General features: G+C 72.8%; 17 protein-coding genes and 1 other annotated feature. Of the genes, 7 read left to right on the top strand and 10 right to left on the bottom strand.

Annotated features, from left to right (window positions below; translation table 11 throughout):
- The first annotated feature begins 155 nt into the window (after window positions 1-155).
- Both MKK53_RS17140 and MKK53_RS17135 read left to right on the top strand, forming a co-directional pair.
- Window positions 156-1,559, top strand: a complete 1,404-nt coding sequence (locus MKK53_RS17140; protein ID WP_243929960.1) for a TAXI family TRAP transporter solute-binding subunit — start codon at window positions 156-158, stop codon at window positions 1,557-1,559.
- Between the two features lie 326 nt (window positions 1,560-1,885).
- Window positions 1,886-3,292: a TAXI family TRAP transporter solute-binding subunit gene (locus MKK53_RS17135; RefSeq protein WP_243929899.1), complete on the top strand. Its 1,407-nt coding sequence runs from the start codon at window positions 1,886-1,888 to the stop codon at window positions 3,290-3,292.
- Between the two features lie 57 nt (window positions 3,293-3,349).
- Here MKK53_RS17135 and MKK53_RS17130 read toward each other — a convergent pair whose 3' ends face one another.
- A complete protein-coding gene (locus MKK53_RS17130; protein WP_409564351.1) occupies window positions 3,350-4,342 on the bottom strand; it encodes an aliphatic sulfonate ABC transporter substrate-binding protein in 993 nt (330 codons plus the stop codon).
- 152 nt (window positions 4,343-4,494) lie between these two features.
- On the opposite strand from MKK53_RS17130, the gene MKK53_RS17125 reads away from it, so the two are divergent.
- Entirely contained in the window at window positions 4,495-7,287 is a 2,793-nt protein-coding gene (locus MKK53_RS17125) for a [protein-PII] uridylyltransferase (RefSeq protein WP_243929898.1), read from the top strand.
- A gap of 238 nt (window positions 7,288-7,525) precedes the next feature.
- On the top strand, window positions 7,526-8,122 hold the full coding sequence (grpE, locus tag MKK53_RS17120; RefSeq protein WP_243929897.1) for a nucleotide exchange factor GrpE: 597 nt from the start codon (window positions 7,526-7,528) through the stop codon (window positions 8,120-8,122).
- A 37-nt stretch (window positions 8,123-8,159) separates the two neighbouring features.
- Here grpE and MKK53_RS17115 read toward each other — a convergent pair whose 3' ends face one another.
- The 3 genes from MKK53_RS17115 to MKK53_RS17105 form a co-directional block, all read right to left on the bottom strand.
- Window positions 8,160-8,441 (bottom strand): hypothetical protein, encoded by a 282-nt coding sequence (locus tag MKK53_RS17115; protein ID WP_313901562.1) that lies wholly within the window; start codon window positions 8,439-8,441, stop codon window positions 8,160-8,162.
- Window positions 8,442-8,893: 452 nt separating this feature from the next.
- Window positions 8,894-9,634, bottom strand: coding sequence for an outer membrane protein (locus MKK53_RS17110; protein WP_243929896.1), 741 nt, complete (start codon window positions 9,632-9,634; stop codon window positions 8,894-8,896).
- A gap of 44 nt (window positions 9,635-9,678) precedes the next feature.
- Entirely contained in the window at window positions 9,679-9,864 is a 186-nt protein-coding gene (locus MKK53_RS17105) for a hypothetical protein (RefSeq protein ID WP_243929895.1), read from the bottom strand.
- 471 nt (window positions 9,865-10,335) lie between these two features.
- Here MKK53_RS17105 and MKK53_RS17100 point away from each other — a divergent pair, with 471 nt between their 5' ends.
- Complete coding sequence (locus tag MKK53_RS17100) at window positions 10,336-11,193, top strand: DUF6502 family protein (RefSeq protein ID WP_243929894.1); 858 nt, start codon at window positions 10,336-10,338, stop codon at window positions 11,191-11,193.
- A 12-nt stretch (window positions 11,194-11,205) separates the two neighbouring features.
- Window positions 11,206-12,483 carry a DUF5666 domain-containing protein gene (locus MKK53_RS17095; RefSeq protein WP_243929893.1) on the top strand — a complete coding sequence of 426 codons (1,278 nt, stop codon included), beginning with the start codon at window positions 11,206-11,208 and terminating at the stop codon, window positions 12,481-12,483.
- 569 nt (window positions 12,484-13,052) lie between these two features.
- Here MKK53_RS17095 and ada read toward each other — a convergent pair.
- Entirely contained in the window at window positions 13,053-14,147 is a 1,095-nt protein-coding gene (gene ada, locus MKK53_RS17090; RefSeq protein WP_243929892.1) for a bifunctional DNA-binding transcriptional regulator/O6-methylguanine-DNA methyltransferase Ada, read from the bottom strand.
- 145 nt (window positions 14,148-14,292) lie between these two features.
- On the bottom strand, window positions 14,293-15,039 hold the full coding sequence (locus MKK53_RS17085) for a YebC/PmpR family DNA-binding transcriptional regulator (protein WP_243929891.1): 747 nt from the start codon (window positions 15,037-15,039) through the stop codon (window positions 14,293-14,295).
- Between the two features lie 184 nt (window positions 15,040-15,223).
- Between MKK53_RS17085 and MKK53_RS17080 the strand changes: the two genes are divergently transcribed.
- Window positions 15,224-16,255, top strand: a complete 1,032-nt coding sequence (locus MKK53_RS17080; protein ID WP_243929890.1) for an SDR family oxidoreductase — start codon at window positions 15,224-15,226, stop codon at window positions 16,253-16,255.
- 147 nt (window positions 16,256-16,402) lie between these two features.
- Here MKK53_RS17080 and hslU read toward each other — a convergent pair whose 3' ends face one another.
- From hslU to MKK53_RS17060, 4 genes are all read right to left on the bottom strand, one after another.
- The gene (gene hslU, locus MKK53_RS17075; protein WP_243929889.1) at window positions 16,403-17,716 is read right to left on the bottom strand and encodes an ATP-dependent protease ATPase subunit HslU; all 1,314 of its coding nucleotides are present in this window, start codon (window positions 17,714-17,716) and stop codon (window positions 16,403-16,405) included.
- A 99-nt stretch (window positions 17,717-17,815) separates the two neighbouring features.
- Complete coding sequence (locus MKK53_RS17070) at window positions 17,816-19,324, bottom strand: SulP family inorganic anion transporter (RefSeq protein WP_243929888.1); 1,509 nt, start codon at window positions 19,322-19,324, stop codon at window positions 17,816-17,818.
- Window positions 19,325-19,381: 57 nt separating this feature from the next.
- Window positions 19,382-19,437 (bottom strand) — a sequence feature (sul1 is cis-regulatory element that is thought to sense ions involved in sulfur or methionine metabolism; They are found in Alphaproteobacteria).
- Window positions 19,438-19,552: 115 nt separating this feature from the next.
- Window positions 19,553-20,341, bottom strand: a complete 789-nt coding sequence (locus tag MKK53_RS17065) for a DUF1223 domain-containing protein (RefSeq protein ID WP_243929887.1) — start codon at window positions 20,339-20,341, stop codon at window positions 19,553-19,555.
- Window positions 20,342-20,351: 10 nt separating this feature from the next.
- Complete coding sequence (locus MKK53_RS17060) at window positions 20,352-21,347, bottom strand: lipid A biosynthesis lauroyl acyltransferase (protein ID WP_243929886.1); 996 nt, start codon at window positions 21,345-21,347, stop codon at window positions 20,352-20,354.
- Window positions 21,348-21,425 lie beyond the last annotated feature (78 nt).

Here is a 21,425-nt window from a genome sequence, read left to right as displayed (position 1 = left end):
GGGACGCTTCACGTGTTCTTCACGATCTGGACAGGTTTGCGTTCCATGAACGAGCCATGGAGCGCGCGCAACGTGACAGGACGGGCCATGCCCTCGACCCTGATTCCGTGCCGGGGCCGCTGCAGCGAAGGCTGCGGACGGCAGCGTCCGTCCTGATGCGGCGCGAGTGGCTCCTCGTCCTGGTGGCCCTGGGGCTCACCGCGCTGGCGGGGGCGGTCGTCTACCTGTCCCGTCCGAACGTCCTCACGGTGGCGGTGGGCCCGCAGGACGGTCCGGAGGCCTCCCTGATCGATGCCTACGCCGCCGCCCTCGACCGGAGCCGGGAGGACGTGCGGCTCAAGATCGTCCGCTATGACGACGTGCGCGACAGCGGCCTCGCCCTCCAGCGGAACAAGGCGGACCTCGCCGTGGTCCGCCCGGACGTGTTCCTCCCGGAGAACGGCCTGACGCTGGCGATCCTGCACGACGAGGCGCTGGTCGTCGTGCGGCCGGACCACAGCGAGATCGAGGAGTTCCCCGACCTCGCCCGCAAGCGCCTCGGCATCGTCGTGCGCCACGGGGCGGACCTGCCCTTCCTCACCAACGTCCTGTCCTTCTACGACCTCCTGCCCGACACCCCCGCCGTCGAGGAGGGCGCGGAACCCGCCCCCGGCCACGTGACGGTGGTGCCCCTCAAGATCGCGGAGATCACCCAGGCCCTGGCCGACAAGCGGGTCGACGCCGTGGCGGTGATCGCGAGCCCCGCCTCGAAGATGGCGGGCAACGTGGTGCGCGCCGTGGAGGCGGGCTCGCCCGAGCGGAAGATCGGCTTCGTCTCGATCCCCGACGGCGACGCGATCCTCCAGCGGTTCCCGGAGCTGCAATCGGTCACCATCCCCGCCGGGACCTTCGGCGGCCGGCCCAAGCGCCCGGACGAGGAGATCCGCACCGTCGGCGCCTCCTACCGGCTGATGGCCCGGGGCACGGTGAGCCGCGTCGCCGTCGCCTCGGCCACGCAGCACCTGTTCGAGTGGCGCTCCCGCCTCGCCGCGGCGGCGCCCATCGCCAAGCTGATGAAGGCGCCGGACTTCGACACCACCGTCGCGGCGACCTCCGCCCGGCTCCCGAACCACCCCGGCGCGGTGGACTATTTCGAGCGCGAGCAGCAGACCTTCCTCGACCGCTACGAAGACTACATCTACCTCGTGGCGTTCTTCGGCGGCACCATCGGCTCGGGCTTCGCATGGCTCGGCCAGCGGCTGGCCCGCAAGCGCCGGGAGCGGGTCGACATCGTCCTCGACCGGCTGCTCGACATCCTGCGCGAGATCCGCGCGGCCACCACCGCCACCGAGCTGGACGCCATCGTCCTGGAGATCGACGACCTCATCGCCGACGTGGTGACCCACACCCGCGAGCGGACCATCGACCTGCGCACGGTGAGCGCGCTGATCCTGGCGGTGGATGGGGTCCACGAGGCGGTGGGCGACGCCCGGCGCCGGATCGGCCTGCCCTCGCCCGACCAGACCGAGCGCCGCCGCTCGACGCAACTCATGGCCCTCCACCTGCCCGCCGCCGAGTAGCCCCCCGGCGTCCCGGGGCATGACCCGCTCCGTCTTTGCGAGCGCAGTGAAGCAATCCAAAGAGGCGCCCCGTCCTGAGATGTCCCGCTGCCCTGGGTCGCTTCGCTGCGCTCGCGATGACGGAGAGGGGGCATCGCGGACGGGGGGCATCGCGGACCGGGGGGCATGACCCGCTCCGTCTTCGCGAGCGGAGCGAAGCAATCCAGGGAGGCGCCCCGTCCTGAGGCGTCCCGCTGCCCTGGTGCGCCGCGCCTGCGGGGCCCGGCCCTGGCACCGAACGCCCGCCGCCGCGTTTGGCCTGCGGACGGAAGCAGGACGGCAATCCCATGGGCTCGATCACCGCGTTCCTGCTGCGCCGGGAGGTTCTGCTCGTGGGGAGCGCCCTGCTGCTCTGCCTCGGCGGCGCGGCGGTGTGGTACCTGCTGCGGCCCACCACCCTCACCATCGCGGTGGCGCCCAAGGACGGCACCGAGCCGGGGCTGATCAAGGCCTATTCCGACGCCATCGCGGCCAGCGGCGAGGGCATCCGCCTCAAGATCCTGCCCTTCGATGACGTGCGGGAGAGCGCGGCGGCCCTGCAGGACGGCCGCGCCGACCTCGCCGTGGTGCGGCCGGACGTGCTGCTGCCGACCAACGGCCTGACCCTGGCGATCCTGCGCGACCAGGCGATGATCGTCGCCTCCCCCGAGCCCTCCGGCATCAAGACCTTCGCCAAGCTCGGCGGCAAGCGCCTCGGGATCGGCGCCCAGAAGGATGCCGATTACTGGCTCCTCAAGAACCTCCTGTCCTACCACGGCCTCACCCTGGAGACGGCCCCCGCCGCCGGCCCCGTGGCGGCCGGCGCGGTGCAGCTCGTCCCCGTGGACGAGGGCGCGGTCGCCGGGGCCTTCAAGGACAAGCGCATCGACGCCTTCCTCAGCATCATCGCCCCGTCGGCGCCCAAGGCCCTCGCCCTCGTCGCGGCGGTGCGCTCGGTGGCGCGGGACGGGAAGGTGGAGTTCGTGGCGGTGGAGGACGACGACGCCATCATCGAGCGGTTCCCGAAGCTCCAGGCGGTGACCATCCCGGGGGGGCTGTTCGCCGGCCGCCCGAAGCTCCCGGCGGACGACGTGAAGACCGTGGGCGCGTCCTACCGTCTCATGGCCCGGTCCACCCTCAACCGGGTGGTCGCGGCGGACTTCACCCAGCAGCTGTTCGAGAAGCGCACGGCGGCGGCCCAGCAGACGGATGCCGCCGAATACGTCCTGGCGCCGGCCTACGACACCACGGTGGCGGCCACCAGCGCCCGCATCCCGATCCACCCCGGCGCCATCGACTACTACGAACGCGAGCAGCACGGCTTCGTGGAGCGGTACGGGGACACGCTCTACCTCCTCGGCGCCCTGGCCGGCGGCCTCGTCTCGATGCTGGCCTGGGTCCGCCAGCGGCTCACCAGCCTGCGCCGCGAGCGGATCGACGACGTGATGGACCGGCTCCTGGAAATCACCGGACAGGCCCGTTCCCTCACCGATCCGGCGGCGATCGAGGCGCTGACGATCGAGGTCGATGGGCTGGCGACGGATGTCGTCCGCTTCGCCCGCGAGCGCGAGCCGGACAGCCGCACGATGTCGGCGGTCTCCATCGCCATCGACACGGCCCGGGCGACGATCCACGATTGCCGCCTCGCCGCGGGCGGCCTGGAGCGGCCCCCGCGCAGCACGCACCTGCGGACGGCGGGGATGGCGGAGGGGTAAGGCCTTGGGGCGCCTTGCTCTCCCTCCCCCCGCGGAAGGGGGGAGGGCGGCGTGCGCCTAGCGCCCCGCCTGCGGGTTGAACGCCGGGTCGATCAGCCCGTCCACCGCGCCGGCCACGTTCACGTCCGCCGCGATCACGCCCGCCTGCTGCAGGGCGAGGCCCGCCGCGCGGATCGCCTCGGCCTGGACCGGGCCGACCGCCGGCTGGGAGAGGTCGGTGCGCTCCAGCTGCCGGGCCACCACCGGCTCCGGTAGCTTGGTCGCGGCCACGAGGGCGTCTCGCAGGACCGTGGGGTCCTTCAGCGCCTCGGCCCGCACCCGCTCGTAGGCGGCGATCACCGCCCGGACGAGGTCGGGATTGTCCTTGGCGAAGGCCTCGCGCACGTCGAGCACGCCCCAGGTGTTGGCGGCGGCGTCCCGGTAGAACAGCACGTCGCCGTTCTCGATCTCGGCGGCGGCCATCATCGGGTCGAGGCCCGCCCAGGCGTCCACGTCGCCCCGGTCGAGGGCGGTGCGCCCGTCCGGGTGCTGGAGCAGCACCAGCTTGGCATCCTTCTCCGTCAGCCCGGCGCCCTGGAGTGCGCGGATCAGGAAGATGTGCGGGTCCGTGCCCCGGGTCACCGCCACGCGCTTGCCCTTCAGGTCCGCCGGCTTGGCGATGCCGGTGTCCTTGCGGGTGACGAGGGCGGTCCATTCCGGCCGCGAGAAGGCGTAGATCGCCTTGATCGGGTTGCCGTTGATCCGCGCCACCAGGGCGGCGGCCCCGGCGGTGGAACCGAGGTCGATGGCGCCGGCGTTCAGGAATTCCAGCGCCTTGTTCGATCCCAGGGACTGGACCCAGCGCACCTTGATCCCCCGCGGCTTGAGCGCCTCCTCCAGGTACCCGCGCTCCTTCAGGAGCAGGCTCAGGGGGTTGTAGGTCGCCCAGTCGAGGCGCAGCTCCGTCGGCTCGGCCGCGGCTGCCGGGCCCGCCGCGACCATGGGGAGGGGCAGGGCAAGGGCCAAAGCGAGGGCGGTGGCCCCCAGGAAGGTGCGGCGGGCCAGCGGCATCGAATCGTCTCCTCGGCGTTCGTCACCGCCGAGATTAGGGCGGTCGTTCGTTATGTCAAACGAATCGTCCGTCTCAAAGGACAATTGTGCGCGACGGGGCTGCGGCACGCAGGCATGACTGGCAACGTAGGCATATCATGCTAACGGGGGGCATGCTCGACCCAGTCGCAGAGCTCGACCAGATCCTCGCCGGCCTCGACCGGGATATCCGCGAGCCGACACGGCTGCGCGCGGCCCTCGTGCCTGAACTGAAGCGGGTGCTCGAAGCCGGGCACCGCGAGGCGGAGGCGCAACTGCTGCGCGACCGCAAGGGCATGCATTGCGCCCAGAGCCTGTCGCGCCTGACGGATGCGGTGGTCCGCGCGATCTACGATGCCGTGGTCTGGCGCCTCTACCCGAACGACAATCCGACCACCGGCGAGCAACTGGCGGTGGTCGCCACCGGCGGCTACGGCCGCGGGACGATGGCCCCGGGCTCGGACATCGACCTCCTGTTCCTGCTTCCCTACAAGCAGACCGCGTGGTCCGAGAGCGTCGTGGAGGCAATGCTCTACGTCCTGTGGGACCTGAAGCTGAAGGTCGGCCACGCCACCCGGTCCGTGGAGGAATGCCTGCGCGAGGGCCGCGCGGACATGACGATCCGCACGGCGCTGCTGGAGGCGCGCTTCCTGTTCGGCTCGCGGGTGCTCTACGAGGAGCTGGTCACCCGCTTCGACGCGGAGGTGATCGTCGGCTCGGCCGCCGAGTTCGTGGAAGCGAAGCTGCGCGAGCGGGACGGGCGCGTCTCCAAGGCGGGCATGTCGCGCTACCTCGTGGAGCCCAACGTCAAGGACGGCAAGGGCGGCCTTCGCGACCTCAACACGCTGTTCTGGATCGCCAAGTACACCTACCGGGTGCGCGACCAGAGCGAGCTGATCGGCGCCGGCCTGTTCACGGCGGAGGAATACGCCCTGTTCGAGCGGTGCGACGAGTTCCTGTGGCGGGTGCGCTGCCACATGCACTTCGTCACCAAGCGCGCCGAGGAGCGGCTGTCCTTCGGGCTGCAGCCGCGGATCGCCGAGCGCCTCGGCTACGAGGCCAGGGGCGGCCTGTCGGGCGTCGAGCGGTTCATGAAGGCCTATTTCCGCATCGCCAAGGATGTCGGAGACCTGACCGCCATCGTCAGCGCCGAGATGGAGGCGCGGCACGCCAAGCGCACCCCGGTGCTCGACCGCTGGATCGGCAAGTTCCGGGACCGGTTCCGGGCCACCTCGGTGGAGGCCGAGGATTTCTGGATCGACCACGGCCGGGTGAACCTGCGGGCCGAGGACGCGTTCGAGCGCGACCCCGTCAACCTCATGCGCCTGTTCTGGCTGGCGGACCGCCACAACGTGCCGATCCATCCGGACGCCAAACGGCTCGCCTCCCGCTCCCTGCGCCTCGTCACCCCGTCCCTGCGCGGCGACGGGGAGGCCAACCGCCTGTTCCTGGAGATCCTGACCTCGCGCAACGCGCCGGAGGAGGCCCTGCGCGAGATGAACGAGGCGGGCGTGCTCGGCCGGTTCATCCCGGATTTCGGCCGCGTCGTCGCGATGATGCAGTTCAACATGTACCACCACTTCACGGTGGACGAGCACCTGCTGCGCACGGTGGGCGTGCTGTCCTCCATCGAGAGCGGGCGGGTGGAGGAGACCTATCCCCTCGTCACGCGGCTGATCCACACCATCCACAACCGCCTCGCGCTCTACGTCGCGATCCTGCTGCACGACATCGCCAAGGGGCGGCCCGAGGACCATTCGGTGGCCGGCGCGCAGATCGCGCAGAAGCTGTGCCCGCGCTTCGGCCTGAGCCCCGCCGAGACCGAGATCGTGGCATGGCTGGTGGAGCACCACCTGCTCATGTCGATGACGGCCCAGAGCCGCGACCTGTCGGACCACAAGACGATCGAGCGCTTCGCCGCCACCGTCCAGACGCTGGAGCGGCTGAAGCTGCTCACCATCCTCACCGTGGCCGACATCACGGCCGTGGGGCCGGGGGTGTGGACCGCCTGGAAGGGGACGCTGCTGCGCACCCTCTACGACGAGACCGAGGTCTACCTCTCCGGCGGCCATTCCGAGATCGCCCGCACCGACCGGGTGCGGCTGATCCAGATGAGCCTGCGCGAGCAGCTTCCCGAATGGGGATCCGACACGTTCGACGCCTATGCCGCCCGGCACAAGCAGGCCTACTGGCTGAAGGTGAACAGCGCCAGCCAGATCAAGAACGCCCTCCTGCTCAAGCGCTCCGCCGAGGAGGGCCGCACCGGCGCCACCGAGGTCGGGCTCGATCCGGTGCGCGGGGTGACGGAGATCACCGTCTACTCGCCGGACCATCCCCGCCTGCTCGCCATCGTCACCGGGGCCTGCGCGGCGGCCGGGGCGAACATCGTCGATGCGCAGATCTTCACCACCACCGACGGCTTCGCGCTCGACACCTTCGTCCTCTCGCGGGCCTTCGACCGCGACGAGGACGAATTGCGCCGCACCAAGCGCATCACCGACGTGATCGACCGGGCGCTGAAGGGCGAGATCCGCATCGCCGAGCTGGTGGCCGACAAGCACCCGCCGATCAGCGCCCAGGCCAGGACCTTCCTCGTCGCCCCGGACGTGACCATCGACAACGCCCTGTCGAGCCGGGAGACCGTCATCGAGGTCACGGGCCTCGACCGGCCGGGCCTGCTGTTCGACCTGACGAGTGCGCTGGGCGCCCTCTCGCTCAACATCACCTCCGCCCATGTGGCGACCTTCGGCGAGCGGGCGGTGGACGTGTTCTACGTCACCGACCTCACGGGCACCCGCGTCACCCAGCCCGACCGGCAGGTCTCGATCCGCAAGGCGGTGCTGGAGGTGTTCGCGGGCGACGTGGCGATGCTGAAGGCCGAGGGGCTGGAGGCGCTGGTCGCCGCCCCGCCGCCGCGGGAGGCGTGAGGGCGGCGCCGGGGCCAGCGGCCGGGGGACGGGACACGCTCGGCCGGCCGGGCGCGTCGTGGATCCGTCCCCTGCCCGTCGACGCGGAGGGCGGGGCGGCCCGACCGGTCCGCCCCCCGGCATCGCCGTCCGCGGGCCCGGAACGTGCTAAAGCGGGGCAGCTCGGGTTGATTTCGCGGGGGCGGAGCCTGATATCACGCCCAGTTTACCCCCGGACCGCCACTCTTTTGAAGATGCGATGACGAACGACGCGAAGCCACAGGACGTCCACTCCCGGCCCGAGGACGAGGCCGCGCCGGCCCCTGCCGACGCCTCCGTCGATCCCGTGGCCGAGGCCCTGGCCCTGCTCACCGCCGAGCGGGACGAGCTGAAGGACCGGACGCTGCGCACCCTGGCCGAGATGGAGAACCTCCGTCGGCGCACGGAGCGCGAGGTCGCCGACGCGCGGACCTACGCCGTCACCAACTTTGCCCGCGACGTGCTGAACGTTGCCGACAACCTCCGGCGGGCGCTGGAAAGCGTCCCGCAGGAGCAGCGGGCCGCGGCGGAAGGCTCCCTCAAGAGCCTGATCGACGGCATCGAGCTGACCGAGCGGGACCTCGCCAAGAACCTCGAGCGCCACGGCGTGAAGCCGGTGGAGCCGCAGGGCCAGAAGTTCGACCCGAACCGCCATCAGGCGATGTTCGAGGTGCCGAACCCCGACGTGCCCGCCGGCACTGTCGTGCAGGTCGTGCAGACTGGCTACGTCATCGGCGACCGGGTGCTGCGCCCGGCGCTCGTCGGCGTCGCCAAGGGGGGGCCGAAGGCCGCCCCGAACCCCGCCGACGCCAGCTGACCGCGCAGGCGAGTATGGGGCCGCCCCATACTCGCGCTCACCTGATCGGGCGATGCGAGGCCGCGTCCTCGTCGCAGGGGATGGCGCTCGCGAAATCCGCGATGAACTGCGCCGTCTGCCGGGTCCGGTCGGGGGTCCGCGGGTCGCGGGCGACGCGGCCCGCCTCGGCGTGCAGGCGCGCGTTGCACGTGCAGGCGGGCAGCGTCGCCGGGTCGGACGGCCAGCAGGCGTCGTGGTGGGCGCAGGCGAGGTCCAGGGCGTCGATCGGCCGGTGGGCGGGGCCACGGTTGCCCGGCCCGCAATAATTCCCATAGATCAACAGGCCCGGCCCGCGTGGGGTCTCCGGCAAGGTCCGGGCGTGGGCGCCCGTGCCCCCCGCCAGGAGCAGCCCTCCCGCGACGAGCGAACGGCGGAGCAGCCCGCCGGGGGCGCGTCGGGCGGGGGCGGGTCGGCTGGGGGCGGATCCGCAAGGGGGATGGGTTCGAACGTTCGGCACGGGGAGGTCCTCCGGTTTCGCCCACTCGTGATGCGAGCTAGGCTCCCCCGAATCGCCGGCAATGACCTGGGGCCGGCTAACCGACTATTCCGCAATCGTCGTCGGTCCGCGTTGTCTCACGAGAGCCGGTTTCACGCACCTCGCCCGCCTGTCCCCGGCGCGCGAGCAGTGGAGAGGCGGGCGCGCAGCGATGTCGCGATCCGCCATCCGGCGAGACGTCATGCGGGGCTCCGGCCGTCCGGCCGAAGTCCCGCCCGTTTGCCTGGGGCGAAGGATCAGAACCGGTAGTTCACCCCCGCCCGGACGAGCGCGAAGCCGGCATCGGACTTCCCGGGGCCGTAATAGGCCGGAACTGCCGCATCGTAGTAGGTCGCGCCGCTGAAGCCGCGGCCGAGATGCAGGTAGAGCGCCTCGACCTTGGCCGAGAGCTTCTCGGTGAAGGCGTATTCCACGCCGCCGCCGGCCGCGTAGCCCGTCCGGGTCGTGCCCGGCTGGGTGTAGGGGTAGGCCGAGGCGGCCGAGGGCAGGGAGCCGCCGCCATAGGCGAAGCCGCCCGTCCCGTAGACCAGCACCCGGTCGAACGCGTAGCCGACCCGGCCGCGCACCGTCCCGAAATAGTCGAGGCTCGGGCGGACGCCGTAATACGGCGTGCCGCCGAGATAGGCCGCATCCGCCTTGGCCAGGGCCGCGCCCTGGATGTCGGTTTCGACGCCGACCACGAAGCCGGAGCCCGGCGTGAACTGGTAATTGTATCCGACCTGCCCGCCCCCGGCGAAGCCGCCGGAACGCCCGCCCCCCGTCACGGTGCCGTAGGTCGGGTCGGTCAGGCCGCCGCCGCCCGTGGGGAAGGCGTAGCCGGCATTCACGCCCGCGTAGAAGCCCGTCCAGGTGAAGACCGGCAGGGCAGGGGGCGGCGGGGGAGGGGGAGCCCTGCGGGGTAGGTCGGCCGCCTGCGCGGCGACGGCGAGGGACGCTGCCGCGACTCCGGAGAGCGCGGCCTTGAGGATGGATCGCATGAGGGGGCCTTGGTGGGCGCGCGGGCCGTGGCGGGGCCGCTGCCTCAGAGCGCGAGGAGCAGCAGGCCGGTGACGGCGACCGCCAGGATGAGGCAGAGCGCGAGGTCGAGGACCGGGGCGCCGCCGCAGGGTTCGTGGTTCGTCCGCCGGAGGGAGGCGGGCCGGGGCGCCGCCTCCGGGTGGCGTTCCTCCGGCCGGTCCATCGGGGATCGCGCGGCGAGGGAGGTCATACCCGGGGATCCCGGCCGAGGCCGTTCCGAGACGCCATCCCGACCCGACGGGCCGGGATGGCGTCCGGTCGAGCCGCTGCGCCTTCTGAGGGGGAAGTCGGGGCAGCGGCCTGCGTCACCCCCGGAGCACCGCCGCGATGGACCAGATCCGCGACGGTGAGCCCGAGGGCGGGCAGCGAGAACGCGGCGAGGAGCCAGGCGAGGCGCCCGAGCCGCGGAAGGGGGTCGTCCCGGCGGCACCGGGCGGTGCCGAAGGGGGAGAGGACGATCGGAGGAGCGGCCGTCGCGACGAGGATACGCTTCGTGTCGGCCATCGTCGGAAACCTGCTCCTCGGGTTCGTGGGAAATTTGACCACACGCAAAAGGTACGTGTGCAAAAATCCCACGTCAATCGGAAAAGCCACGCTTCCGGTGCGTAGTCGCACCTTGTGGGATTGTCTCCCACGGCGTTCGGACGCTAAGGACGGTGTCATGTCCGACAGCCAGGATACGCCGCGGGAGGGGGGAGGATTGCACGCGCCGCTAGCGCGGTTGCTGCGTCCCCTGGTGCGCCTCCTGGTGGCGCGGGGGATCACCTTTCCCGCGCTCACCGACCTGCTGCGGGAACTCTACGTGAACGTCGCCGAGTACGACTTCGTGCTGCCCGGCAAGGAGCAGACGGACAGCCGGGTGTCGCTGCTGACGGGGATCCACCGCAAGGAGGTCCGGCGCCTCCGGGGTGCCGGGGCGCCGGTGAGCGCCGTGCCGGCGACGGTGTCGCGCACCTCCCGGATCGTGGCGCGCTGGCTCGCCGACCCGGCCTTCACCGATGGCAAGGGCCAGCCGCTGCCCCTGCCGCGCACCGCCGAGCCGGGGCGGCCGTCCTTCGAGAGTCTGGTCGGCGGCGTCACGCGGGACCTGCGCCCGCGGGCCGTCCTCGACGAGTGGCTCGACCGGGGGCTCGCCTTCGCCGACGCGCAGGACCGGATCGTCCTGGCGGAGGCCGCCTACCTGCCCCGGGCGGACGGCGACGCGGAGGCGCAGCTCTACTATTTCGGCCGCAACCTGCACGACCACCTCGCCGCCGCCGCCGCGAACATCCTCGGCCCCGGCCCCCGGTTCCTGGAGCGCGCGGTGCATTACGACGGCCTGTCGGAGGATCTGGCCGTCCGGCTGGAGGCCCGGGCGCGGGATCTCGCCATGGAGGCGCTGGCCCAGGCCAACCGCGAGGCCCACGCCGCCTGCCGCGACGATGCCGGCGGCCCGCACCGCTGGAATTTCGGCCTCTACGTCTACCGGGAAGCGGAGGGCCGGGCCGTGGGGGCCGCAGAGCGCCCGGACGCGGGCTGAGGAGCCGCCCCGTTGGCCCGTCCCCCGCATCGCCGCCTCGTCCTGCACCTCCTGGCCGGCGCAGCCGGGCTGCTGCCCTCCCGCGCCCGCCCGCAGGAGGCCCCCCGCGACCAGGGCATCGGCGGCACGGGCGCGCGGCCGGACCCGGCCCCGGCCGAGCCGCCCGCCGGGCCTCCGCTGGGCGGGGGGGACCGGGGCATCGGCGGCACGGGGGTCATCGGCACCATCCGCCGGTTCGGCTCGATCGTCGTCAACGACCTGCGCATCGCCTACCCGAACGACGTCGCGGTGCGGATCGACGGCGAGCCCGCGACCGCCGCCGCCCTGAAGATCGGGCAGGTGGTGCATGTGGTGGCCCGCCCCGGCGAGGGTGGCCTGTCGACCGCGCGCATCGACGTGGCGAGCGAGGTGGTCGGTCCGGTGGAGTTCGCCGGGCCGGGGCGCCTCGTCGTCCTCGGGCAGCGGGTCGCCACGGCGGGCCTCGCGGGCGCTTGGGCACCCGGCGCCCGGGTGGCGGTGAGCGGCCTGCGCCGGCCCGACGGGGTGATCGTCGCGAGCCTCATCGAGCCCCGCGAGGGCGGCCTCGACCGGGTCGCCGGCCCCGTCCGCCGGGAGGCGGGCGGCCTCGCCATCGGCGGCCTGCGCCTCCAGGGGGCCGACGCCCTCGCCCCGGGCAAGCGCGCCCTCGTCACCGGCACGGCCGCAGCGGGCACCCTGCGGGTGACGAACGCCGCGCTCACCGGCACCCCGTTCCCGCCCGGGCTGCAGCGCGTGTCCATCGAGGCGTATATCGGCCGGGCGGGGTCGGGCCTCGCCCTCGGCTCGGGCCTCGCGGTGACCGGGCGGCCCGGTGCCGCCGTGCCGCGCCAGGGCAGCGTGCGGGCCGTGCTCACCGCCAGCGTCGCCCCGGATGGCGGCCTGACCGTGGAGCGGCTGCGGGCCGGTGGCCGGATCGCGCCGCAGCCTCCGGAGCCGCAGGCGCCGCGCTTCGAGCGCGAGCGCGACCGGATCGACATGCGCGTCCTGCCGGAGGACGGTCCCGCCCGCTTCGGCCCGGAGACCGGCGGGCGGATCGGCGGCTTCGAGCCCCGCGGCCCGGCGATCGACACCCGCCCCGGCTCCGGCGACCTGCCGGGCGCCGGCCCCGGCCGCGGCGAGATGTTCGGCCGTCCGGGGGGCGCACCCGGCGGGATGCCCGGTGGCCCCGGCGGTCCAGGCGGCCCCGGTGGTCCAGGCGGTCCTGGCGGTCCAGGGGGCGGCTTCGGCGGTCCCGGTGGCCCCCGCCGCTGACGGGCGATCCCGCCGCGGGCCTCACGGAGCTTCGCCCACCCCGTCCTTGCGAGCGGAGCGAAGCCATCGAGGGAAGCGCCACGCCTGGAAAGGCCCCGCCACCCTGGGTCGCGTCGCTCGGCTCGCGATGACGGCGGGGGGGGCAGGCGGCGGACCCGTCTTTGCGAGCGCAGCGAAGCCATCCAGGGAAGCGCCACGTCTGGAAAGGCCCCGCCGCCCTGGGTCGCTTCGCTTCGCTCGCGATGACGGCGAGGGGGGACAGGCTGCGGACCCGTCCTTGCGAGCGCAGCGAAGCAATCCAGGGAAGCGCCACGCCTGGAAAGGCCCCGCCGCCCTGGGTCGCGTCGCTTCGCTCGCGATGACGGCGAGGGGGGCGGGCCGCGGACCCGTCTTTGCGAGCGCAGCGAAGCAATCCAGGGAAGCGCCACGTCTGGAAAGGCCCCGCCGCCCTGGGTCGCTTCGCTTCGCTCGCGATGACGGCGAGGGGGGACAGGCCGCGCATTCGTCTTTGCGCGCGCAGCGAAGCCATCCCGGAAAGCGCCACGCCTGGAAAGGCCCCGCCCCCTGGATCACGTCACGCGCGATGGGGACGGGGCCTCCGGAACGCCCTCGCGGGTGAGCAGGGCGCGCTTGCGGGCGACGCCCCAGCGGTAGCCGGAGAGGGCGCCGTCCGTGCGCACCACCCGGTGGCAGGGAATCGCCACCGCGAGGGCGTTGGCGCCGCAGGCCAGGGCCACCGCCCGCGAGGAGCCCGGCGCGCCGATGGCCTTGGCCACCTCGGCATAGGAGGCGGTGGTGCCGGCCGGGATCGCCCGCAGGGCCTCCCAGACCCGCTGCTGGAAGGCGGTGCCGCCGATGTCGAGGGGCAGGTCGTGCCCCCGGCCGGGCGCTTCCACCAGCCCGATGGCGCGGGCCATCCACGCCTCGAAGCCCGGGTCGCCGCCGGTCAGGTCGGCCGCGGGGAAACGGTCCTGAAGGTCCCGCACCAGGGCGTCGGGCTCGTCGCCGAGCAGGATCGCGCAGACGCCCCGCTCCGTCGCCGCCACGAGGATCGCCCCGAGGCTGCAGGCCCCGACGCCGAAGCGGATCCGCGTCCCGGCTCCGCCCCGGCGGTAACGGGCGGGGGCCATGCCGAGCCGCGGCCCCGCCTCGGCGTAGAACCGGCTCGCGGCGCCGTAGCCGGCCTCGTAGAGCGCCCCCGTCACCGTGGCGGCGGCGGGCAGGGCCGCCGCCACGCGCTCCGCCCGGCGGGCGCGGGCATAGGCGGCGGGCGTCACCCCCGTGACGTCCCGAAAGACCCGGTGGAAATAAAAGGCGCTCATGCCCGCCGACCGGGCGAGCTCGGCCAGGGGCGGGGGCGCGGCGGCCTCGCCGATCAGCCGGCAGGCCCGGGCGACGGCATCCCGGCGGGCTTCGGCGGGGGAGGGGCCGTCGGGGCGGCAGCGCAGGCAGGGGCGGAAACCCGCCCGCCGGGCCTCCGCGCCGGTCGGATGGAAGCTCACGTTCTGCCGGCGGGGCAGGCGGGCGGCGCAACTCGGCCGGCAATACACCCCCGTGGTGCGCACCGCGTAGACGAAGCGTCCGTCCGCGCCCGAATCACGGGCGAGGAGGGCCGCCCAGCAGGCCTCCGTTTCGTCGGAGTGGGCCGGGAGGGGGGACTGCATGGGTCGGACTCCTCGGGACGCCGTGGGCGCCCCGTCCCGCGATCCTGCCCCGCCCCGGCCGGGCCGGCATCCCGCATCTTGCTCCGCAATTCCGGCCCGCCACCGCCATTCCGGCGTGGGACGCGGCGCCCCCGAGGAGGGCGGCTTACGCCTCCAGCTTGGCGATCAGCGCCGGCGACAGGGCGAAGTTGACGTAGACGTTCTGCACGTCGTCCTGGTCCTCGATCACCTCCACGAGGCGGATCAGCTTCTCGCCGGTCTCGTCGTCCACGTCGATCGTGTTCTGGGCCTTCCAGATCAGGCCCGTGCGGGTCGGGTCGCCGAACTTGGCCTCCAGCGCCTTGGCGACCTCGCCGTAGGAATCCTGCGCGCAGATCACCTCGTGGCCCTCCTCGCCGGAGGACACGTCGTCGGCGCCGGCCTCGATGGCGGCCTCCAGCATCGTGTCCGCGTCGGCCACGCCCGGCGCATAGGCGATCACCCCCACCCGGTCGAACATGAAGGCGACCGCGCCGGTCTCGGCGAGGCTCCCGCCGGACTTGGTGAAGGCCGAGCGCACGTCGGAGGCGGTGCGGTTGCGGTTGTCGGTCTGCGCCTCGACGATCAGCGCGGCGCCGCCGGGGCCGTAGCCCTCGTAGCGGATGTCCTCGTAGTTCTCGCCGTCGGCGCCGGACGCCTTCTTGATGGCGCGCTCGATGTTGTCCTTCGGCATGTTCTCGGCGCGGGCGGCGAGCACGGCGGCGCGCAGGCGCGGGTTCATCGCCGGGTCCGGCGTGCCGAGCTTGGCCGCCACCGTGATCTCGCGGGCGAGCTTGCCGAAGATCTTGGAGCGGACCGCATCGACGCGGCCCTTGCGGTGCATGATGTTCTTGAACTGGGAATGACCGGCCATGTGCCTTCGGACTTGCGAGTAGCGCGGTGCCGGGGAGCCTCGGCCCCCGGACGCCGCTGACGGAACTGCGGTTTTTATAGGCCGCCGGGCTCGGGCGAGGCAACGCGCACGTTCCTGCGGCGCCGACGGGAAAGAACGCCCCCCGACGGACGTTGAGGGCGCAGCGTCACTGCCTGGAGATGAGATGTCCGCCCTGAAGTCGAGACGGCCGACCGTCGTGGTCGCCGGTGCCAGCGCGGGCGTCGGCCGCGCGATCGCGCAAGAATTCGCCCGGCATGGCTGGATTGTCGGCCTCGTGGCGCGCGGCGAGGTCGGGCTGGCGGGGACGATCCGCGACGTCGAGCGCCTGGGCGGGCGCCCCATCGCCTTCGCCGCCGACGTGGCGGACCCCGCCGCCCTGCAGGAGGTGGCCGATTCTGTCGCCAAGACCTGCGGCGGCATCGACGTCTGGATCAACAACGCGATGGTGACGGTCTACGCCCCCGTCCAGGAGACGAGCCCGGAGGAGTTCCAGCGGGTGACGGACGTGACCTATCTCGGGCAGGTCCACGGCACGCTGGCGGCTCTGCGGCACATGGTGCCAGCCGACCGGGGCACCATCGTCCACATCGGCTCGGCGCTGGCCTACCGCTCGATTCCCCTGCAGGCGGCCTATTGCGCGGCCAAGGCGGCGGTGCGCGGCTTCGTGGATTCCCTGCGCTCGGAGCTGCTGCACGACGGCAGCAAGGTCCGGCTGACGATGGTGCAGCTCCCGGCCGTCAACACGCCCCAGTTCGATTGGGCGCGCTCGCGCCTGCCCCGCACGCTGGAGCCGGTGCCGCCGATCTACCAGCCGGAGGCCATCGCCCGCCACGTCTACCGGGCCGCCCACGCGGCGCCCCGGGAGCTGTGGATCGGCGGACCGGCCTGGAAGGCGATCCTCGGCAACATGCTCGTCCCGGGCTGGATCGACGGCTACCTCGCCCGCACCGGCTACCATGGGGAGATGACCAGCGTGAAGGCGTCGAAGAACCGCCCCGACAACCTCTACGAGCCCGTCGACACCGATCCCGGCGCCCATGGCCGATTCGATTCCCGGTCGCGCTCACGGGTGGCGGCGGCCGACCCGCGCTGGCTGAAATTCGGCATCGCGGCGGCCCTCGGCCTGGCCGCCGGCACGATGCTGTTCGCCACCGAGGCCCATGGCCGCGACGAGGCGCGCAAGCGGCTGCGCTGAGCAGCCCCATGTCGCGGGGGACGGGGGGGCTGCGATCCCGCCCCCACCGCCGCCCCTGCGGGCGGGGCGAGGGGAGCCGGGACCGCGCGACCTTCGTGAGACGTCCCGCGATCCTGGCTCGCTTCGCTGCGCCCGCAGGGGAACCCCCTACAGGATGAACCGGCTCAGGTCCGCGTTGGCGGCGAGGTTCTCGACGCGGTCGCGGACGTAGGCGGCGTCGATCGTCACCGTCTCGCCGGAGCGGTCGGTGGAGGTGAAGGAGATCTCGTCCAGCACCCGCTCCAGCACCGTCTGGAGCCGGCGGGCGCCGATGTTCTCCACGGAGCCGTTCACCTCCACGGCGACCCGCGCCAGGGCGTCGATGGAATCGTCGGTGAAGGCGAGGGTCACGCCCTCGGTCTGCATCAGCGCGAGGGTCTGCTTGATGAGGCTCGCCTCGGTGGCGGTGAGGATCTGCTTGAAGTCGTCCACCGTGAGCGGCTGAAGCTCCACCCGGATCGGCAGGCGGCCCTGCAACTCGGGCAGCAGGTCGGACGGCTTCGAGACGTGGAAGGCGCCGCTGGCGATGAACAGCACGTGGTCGGTCTTCACCGGCCCGTGCTTGGTCGCCACCGTCGTGCCCTCGATCAGCGGCAGCAGGTCCCGCTGCACGCCCTCGCGGGAGACGTCCCCGCCGCCGCGGCCCTCGCGGGCGCAGATCTTGTCGATCTCGTCCAGGAAGACGATCCCGTTGTCCTCGACCTCGCGGATGGCTTCGCGGGTCAGGGCCTCGTCGTCCACCAGCTTGTCCGATTCCTCGGCGAGCAGGGGGGCGTAGGCGTCGCGCACGGCGATGCGCCGGGGCTTGCCCCGCTGGCCGGACAGGGCCTTGCCCAGCATGTCGCCGATGTTGATGGCCCCCATGGAGGCGCCCGGCATCCCGGGGATCTCGAACATCGGCAGACCGGACGGCGCGCTGGCGACGAGTTCGATCTCGACTTCCTTGTCGTCCAGCTCGCTGTTGCGCAGCTTGCGGCGGAAGCTGTCGCGGGTGGCCTGGCTCGCGGTGGGGCCGACCAGCGCGTCGAGGATGCGGTTCTCGGCGGCCGCCTCGGCCTTGGCCTTCACCGCCTCGCGCTTGGCCTGCCGGGTGAGGCCGAGCGAGACCTCCACGAGGTCGCGCACGATCTGCTCGACGTCGCGGCCGACATAGCCGACCTCGGTGAACTTGGTGGCCTCGACCTTCAGGAACGGGGCGTTGGCGAGCTTGGCCAAGCGCCGGGCGATCTCGGTCTTGCCGCACCCGGTCGGCCCGATCATCAGGATGTTCTTGGGCGCCACCTCCTCGCGGAGCGGGCCGGTGAGCTGCTGGCGGCGCCAGCGGTTGCGCAGGGCGATGGCCACCGCGCGCTTGGCCTCGTGTTGCCCGACGATGAAGCGATCGAGTTCGGACACGATCTCACGCGGAGAGAACGTCGTCACCGCCTTGGCTCTTTCCTGGACCCCGGCCCCTGCGCCGGCCAGTCGGGAATGGGGTCCCGGCGGGCGCGGCGCAAGGGGGCGGGGCGCCGGGGAGCCCCGTCAGTGGTGCGGCAGCGTGGCCGCACCGGCCTTGTGATGGGTGCCGAAGCGCTCCACCAGCGTCGCGCTCGCCTGGTTCAGGCCGCGCACCTCCACGCTCCGGCCCCGCTCCCGGGCCTTGAGCACCACCCGGTCGAGGGCGGCCACGGCCGAGATGTCCCAGAAATGGGCCCCGCCGACATCGATGACGAGGCGCTCCACCGGCTCCAGCAGGTCGATGGCGTCGGAGAAGGTGGCCGCCGAGGCGAAGAACACCTGTCCCGTCACCGTGTAGGTCCGCGTGCGGCCGTCCGGGGACAGGGTGGAGGCGATCCGGCTGAGTCGCGCCACCTTGCCGGCGAAGAACACGCCGGAGAGCAGCACCCCCACGAGCACGCCGATGGCGAGGTCGCGGGTCGCCACCACCACCGCCACGGTGGCGAGCATCACCACGGAGGAGGGCAGCGGGTTGGTCCGCAGCCGGGCGAGGGAGCGCCAGGAGAAGGTGTTGATCGAGACCATGATCATCACCGCCGTCAGCGCCGCCACCGGCACCACCGCCAGCAGGTCCTGCAGCGCGACGAGCAGCAGCAGGAGGAAGGCCCCGGCCACGAAGGTCGAGAGCCGCCGCCGGGCGCCGGAGGAGACGTTGATCACCGACTGGCCGATCATCGCGCAGCCGCCCATGCCGCCGAACAGCGCCGAGACGATGTTGGCCGCCCCCTGGCCGAGGCACTCGCGGTTCTTGTCGCTGCCCGTGTCGGTCATGTCATCGACGATCTGGGCGGTGAGCAGGCTCTCCAGCAGGCCGACCGCGGCGAGGGTCGCCGCGTAGGGGAGCAGGATCCGCAGGGTCTCGAGGGTGAAGGGCACCTGCGGCAGGGCGAAGCTCGGCAGGGCCGAGGGCAGGGCGCCAAGATGCGAGACGGTGCGCACGTCGAGGTGGAGCCAGGCCGTCAGCCCGGTCAGCACCGCGATCGCCACCAGCGGCGCGGGCACGGCGCGGGTGATGTACGGGAAGCCGTAGATGATCGCGAGGCCGAGGGCGATCAGCCCGTAGGTGGCCGGGCTCACCCCGGTCAGCTCCGGCATCTGCGCCAGGAAGATCAGGATCGCCAAGGCGTTGACGAACCCGGTCATCACCGATTGCGAGACGAACCGCATCAGCCGGCCGAGCTTCAGGAAGCCCGCCGCGATCTGGATGAGGCCCATCAGGATCGTGGCCGCGAAGAGGTACTGCACCCCGTGGTCGCGGACGAGGTCCACCATCACCACCGCCGTGGCGGCGGTGGCGGCGGAGATCATCGCCGGGCGCCCGCCGGTGAAGGCGATGGTGCAGGCGATCACGACGGAGGCGTAGAGGCCGACCTTGGGATCGACCCCGGCGATCACCGAGAAGCCGATCGCCTCGGGGATCAGGGCGAGGGCGACGACGATACCCGACAGGATCTCGACGCGGGCGCCGCCGAATTGTGCGCGAAGGCGCGCGGCAAGGCGCGCCGGAGGGGCGGAGGAAGTCTGTGATGTCATCGATTGAACCGCAGGGAGACCGGTGCCCGGGTATCGGGGCTGGCCGCGTCTCGAATGCGTGGTCCGGCGGATCGGCGGCCGGAAGAGCCACCCGGGCTTGCACCGGGTCCTTGCGAATGGCCCCCTGTTACGCGGCCTCGTGCTGCGATGCAACGTCCCGACGGACGCGCCGCCTTTCGCGCCGTGACCCCGAGGCGGCATCCCGGCGGGACGGCCCGTTCCGGCCTCCTACAGCCCCGGTCCCTTCGCGGCGCCGATGATGTGCCCGAGCCGGCCCTCGCGGGCATGCTGCACCAGCACCACCCAGCCGTCGGCCTCGGACACCGCGGCGGCGGAGGCCGGCACCTCGAACCGCACCGGCTGGCCGGTCCAGGAGCCGAGGCGCTGGAGACCGCGCACCACGTTGACGTAGGTGGCGACCCGGCCGCCGTTCTCGCCCGCCCCGACCTCCGTCTCCCGGCGCTTCAGGAGCGGCACCAGCCAGACGTCGTCCTTGCCCTCGGGCTTCGGATCGGGCTTGGCCGGGCCCCCGCGGACCCCGACCTCGACCACGATCCGGTTGCCCTGGACCTCGGCACTCACCGGCACCGGCAAAAGGGTCGCCCGGTCCACCTCCGACAGCAGGCGCTCGATGGCCGGGCGGTTCGAGCCGATGGCGGTGGGGCCGCCGTCCACGATGGCCTGCGGGGTCACCACCTGCCGGGCGCCCCGCGCCCGGGCATAGGCCCGCTGCCGCTCGTTGAGCGCGCGCAGGCCGAGGGTGTCGTGCCAGCCCAGATAGTCCCAGTAGGTCACCGGCAGGGTGAGGGCGATGACGCCCGGCTTGCGGGCGAGGTCGCGCATGACGGGCTCGGCCGCCCGGCAGGCCGTGCAGCCCTGGCTGGTGAACATCTCCACCACCGCCGAGACGGGCTCGGCCCGCGGGGCGGTTGACGCGATCAGGCAGGCGAGGCCCGCCGCGGCGGAGAGGACCACGCGGCGCGCGACGGTGCGGGTGCGGGCTCGGGCGTGCCTCATTGCCGGGCGATCACAGCGCGGTCGGCTCGGCCTGTGAAGTCACGTTGCCTTGAGATGCCGTTTTCCGTGGGGCGGCCTTCGGCAGCATGTCCGGGCGCCAGCGGCGGTGCATCCACAGCCACTGGCCGGGATTCTCGCGCACCCAGCCCTCCACCACGTCGGTCATCGCCTGCATGGCGCCCGTCACGTCGATCGTCCCGTCCGCGTCCCGGGGCAGGGTGACGGGCGGGGTGAGTTCGAGGCGGAACCGCTCACCCGGCAGGCGGATGACCCGCGCGCCGTGGACGGGGCAATCGTAGTGGCGGGCGAGCTTGGCGAGCAGCGGGTTCGCGAGGCACGGGCGGCCGAAGAACGTCACCACCACGCCCCGCGTGAAGTGCTGGTCGATGAGCTGGCCGAGATGGCCGCCGCGGTCCACCACCCCCTGCATGGCGAAGGCCGAGCCGGGGCCGGAGGCCGCCAGCCCGCCCATCGTGCTGCGGCGGACCTCCTGCACCAGCCGCTTGGCCGCGGGGTTGTTCGGCGGCCGGAACACGGCGGTCGCCTCCAGCCCGAACTTCGCCGCGCAGATCGCCGGCAGCTCCCAGTTGGCGAGGTGCGCCGAGAAGATCAGGCCGGGCTGGCCGTCGTCGCGCAGGGCGAAGAAGTGCTCGATGCCCTCCACCTCGCTGCGCAGCGGCCCCGTGGCCTCGGGGTCGTAGTCGAGCAGCGTGTCGAGGTGGGCGTATTCGGCCCCCGTGCGGCCGAGGTTGTCCCAGGCCGAGAGGGCGATCTCCCTGACCTGCGCCTCCGCCATCTCCGGGAAGGCGGCGCGGATGTTGGCGAGCGCCGTCCGGTGCGCGGGGAGCAGTGGCCCGATCCTGCGCAGCAGGCCCCCGCCGAAGGTCGCCGCCCGCTCCGGCCCGAGGAGGCGCGCCAGGGCGAAGATCAGGCGGATCAGCGGGATGCTGGCGAAGCCGGCGAGCCGCGGGAAGGACCGCTTCAGGATGAGGGCGAGGCGCAGCAACGTATTCAATATCCTGGACGAAGGCCGCCCTTAGACCATGTTTCCCGCTGCGGTGCGAATGGGGCAGCCGGACCGCGC

Origin of the sequence: Methylobacterium sp. J-076, from assembly GCF_022829405.1 — a bacterium.
Taxonomy (GTDB): domain Bacteria; phylum Pseudomonadota; class Alphaproteobacteria; order Rhizobiales; family Beijerinckiaceae; genus Methylobacterium.
This window is presented reverse-complemented; position numbering and strand designations above follow the sequence as displayed.

Bases quoted from the DNA above. Each gene is read 5' to 3' on its own strand.
- MKK53_RS17130 (WP_409564351.1), bottom strand. From the start codon at position 4,342: ATGCCGCTGGCCCGCCGCACCTTCCTGGGGGCCACCGCCCTCGCTTTG.
- MKK53_RS17105 (WP_243929895.1), bottom strand. From the start codon at position 9,864: ATGACCTCCCTCGCCGCGCGATCCCCGATGGACCGGCCGGAGGAACGC.
- MKK53_RS17085 (WP_243929891.1), bottom strand. From the start codon at position 15,039: ATGGCCGGTCATTCCCAGTTCAAGAACATCATGCACCGCAAGGGCCGC.
- MKK53_RS17125 (WP_243929898.1), top strand. From the start codon at position 4,495: ATGCTCGACCCAGTCGCAGAGCTCGACCAGATCCTCGCCGGCCTCGAC.
- MKK53_RS17065 (WP_243929887.1), bottom strand. From the start codon at position 20,341: ATGAGGCACGCCCGAGCCCGCACCCGCACCGTCGCGCGCCGCGTGGTC.
- MKK53_RS17070 (WP_243929888.1), bottom strand. From the start codon at position 19,324: ATGACATCACAGACTTCCTCCGCCCCTCCGGCGCGCCTTGCCGCGCGC.
- MKK53_RS17110 (WP_243929896.1), bottom strand. From the start codon at position 9,634: ATGCGATCCATCCTCAAGGCCGCGCTCTCCGGAGTCGCGGCAGCGTCC.
- MKK53_RS17100 (WP_243929894.1), top strand. From the start codon at position 10,336: ATGTCCGACAGCCAGGATACGCCGCGGGAGGGGGGAGGATTGCACGCG.
- MKK53_RS17140 (WP_243929960.1), top strand. From the start codon at position 156: ATGCGGCGCGAGTGGCTCCTCGTCCTGGTGGCCCTGGGGCTCACCGCG.
- MKK53_RS17135 (WP_243929899.1), top strand. From the start codon at position 1,886: ATGGGCTCGATCACCGCGTTCCTGCTGCGCCGGGAGGTTCTGCTCGTG.
- grpE (WP_243929897.1), top strand. From the start codon at position 7,526: ATGACGAACGACGCGAAGCCACAGGACGTCCACTCCCGGCCCGAGGAC.
- MKK53_RS17080 (WP_243929890.1), top strand. From the start codon at position 15,224: ATGTCCGCCCTGAAGTCGAGACGGCCGACCGTCGTGGTCGCCGGTGCC.
- ada (WP_243929892.1), bottom strand. From the start codon at position 14,147: ATGCAGTCCCCCCTCCCGGCCCACTCCGACGAAACGGAGGCCTGCTGG.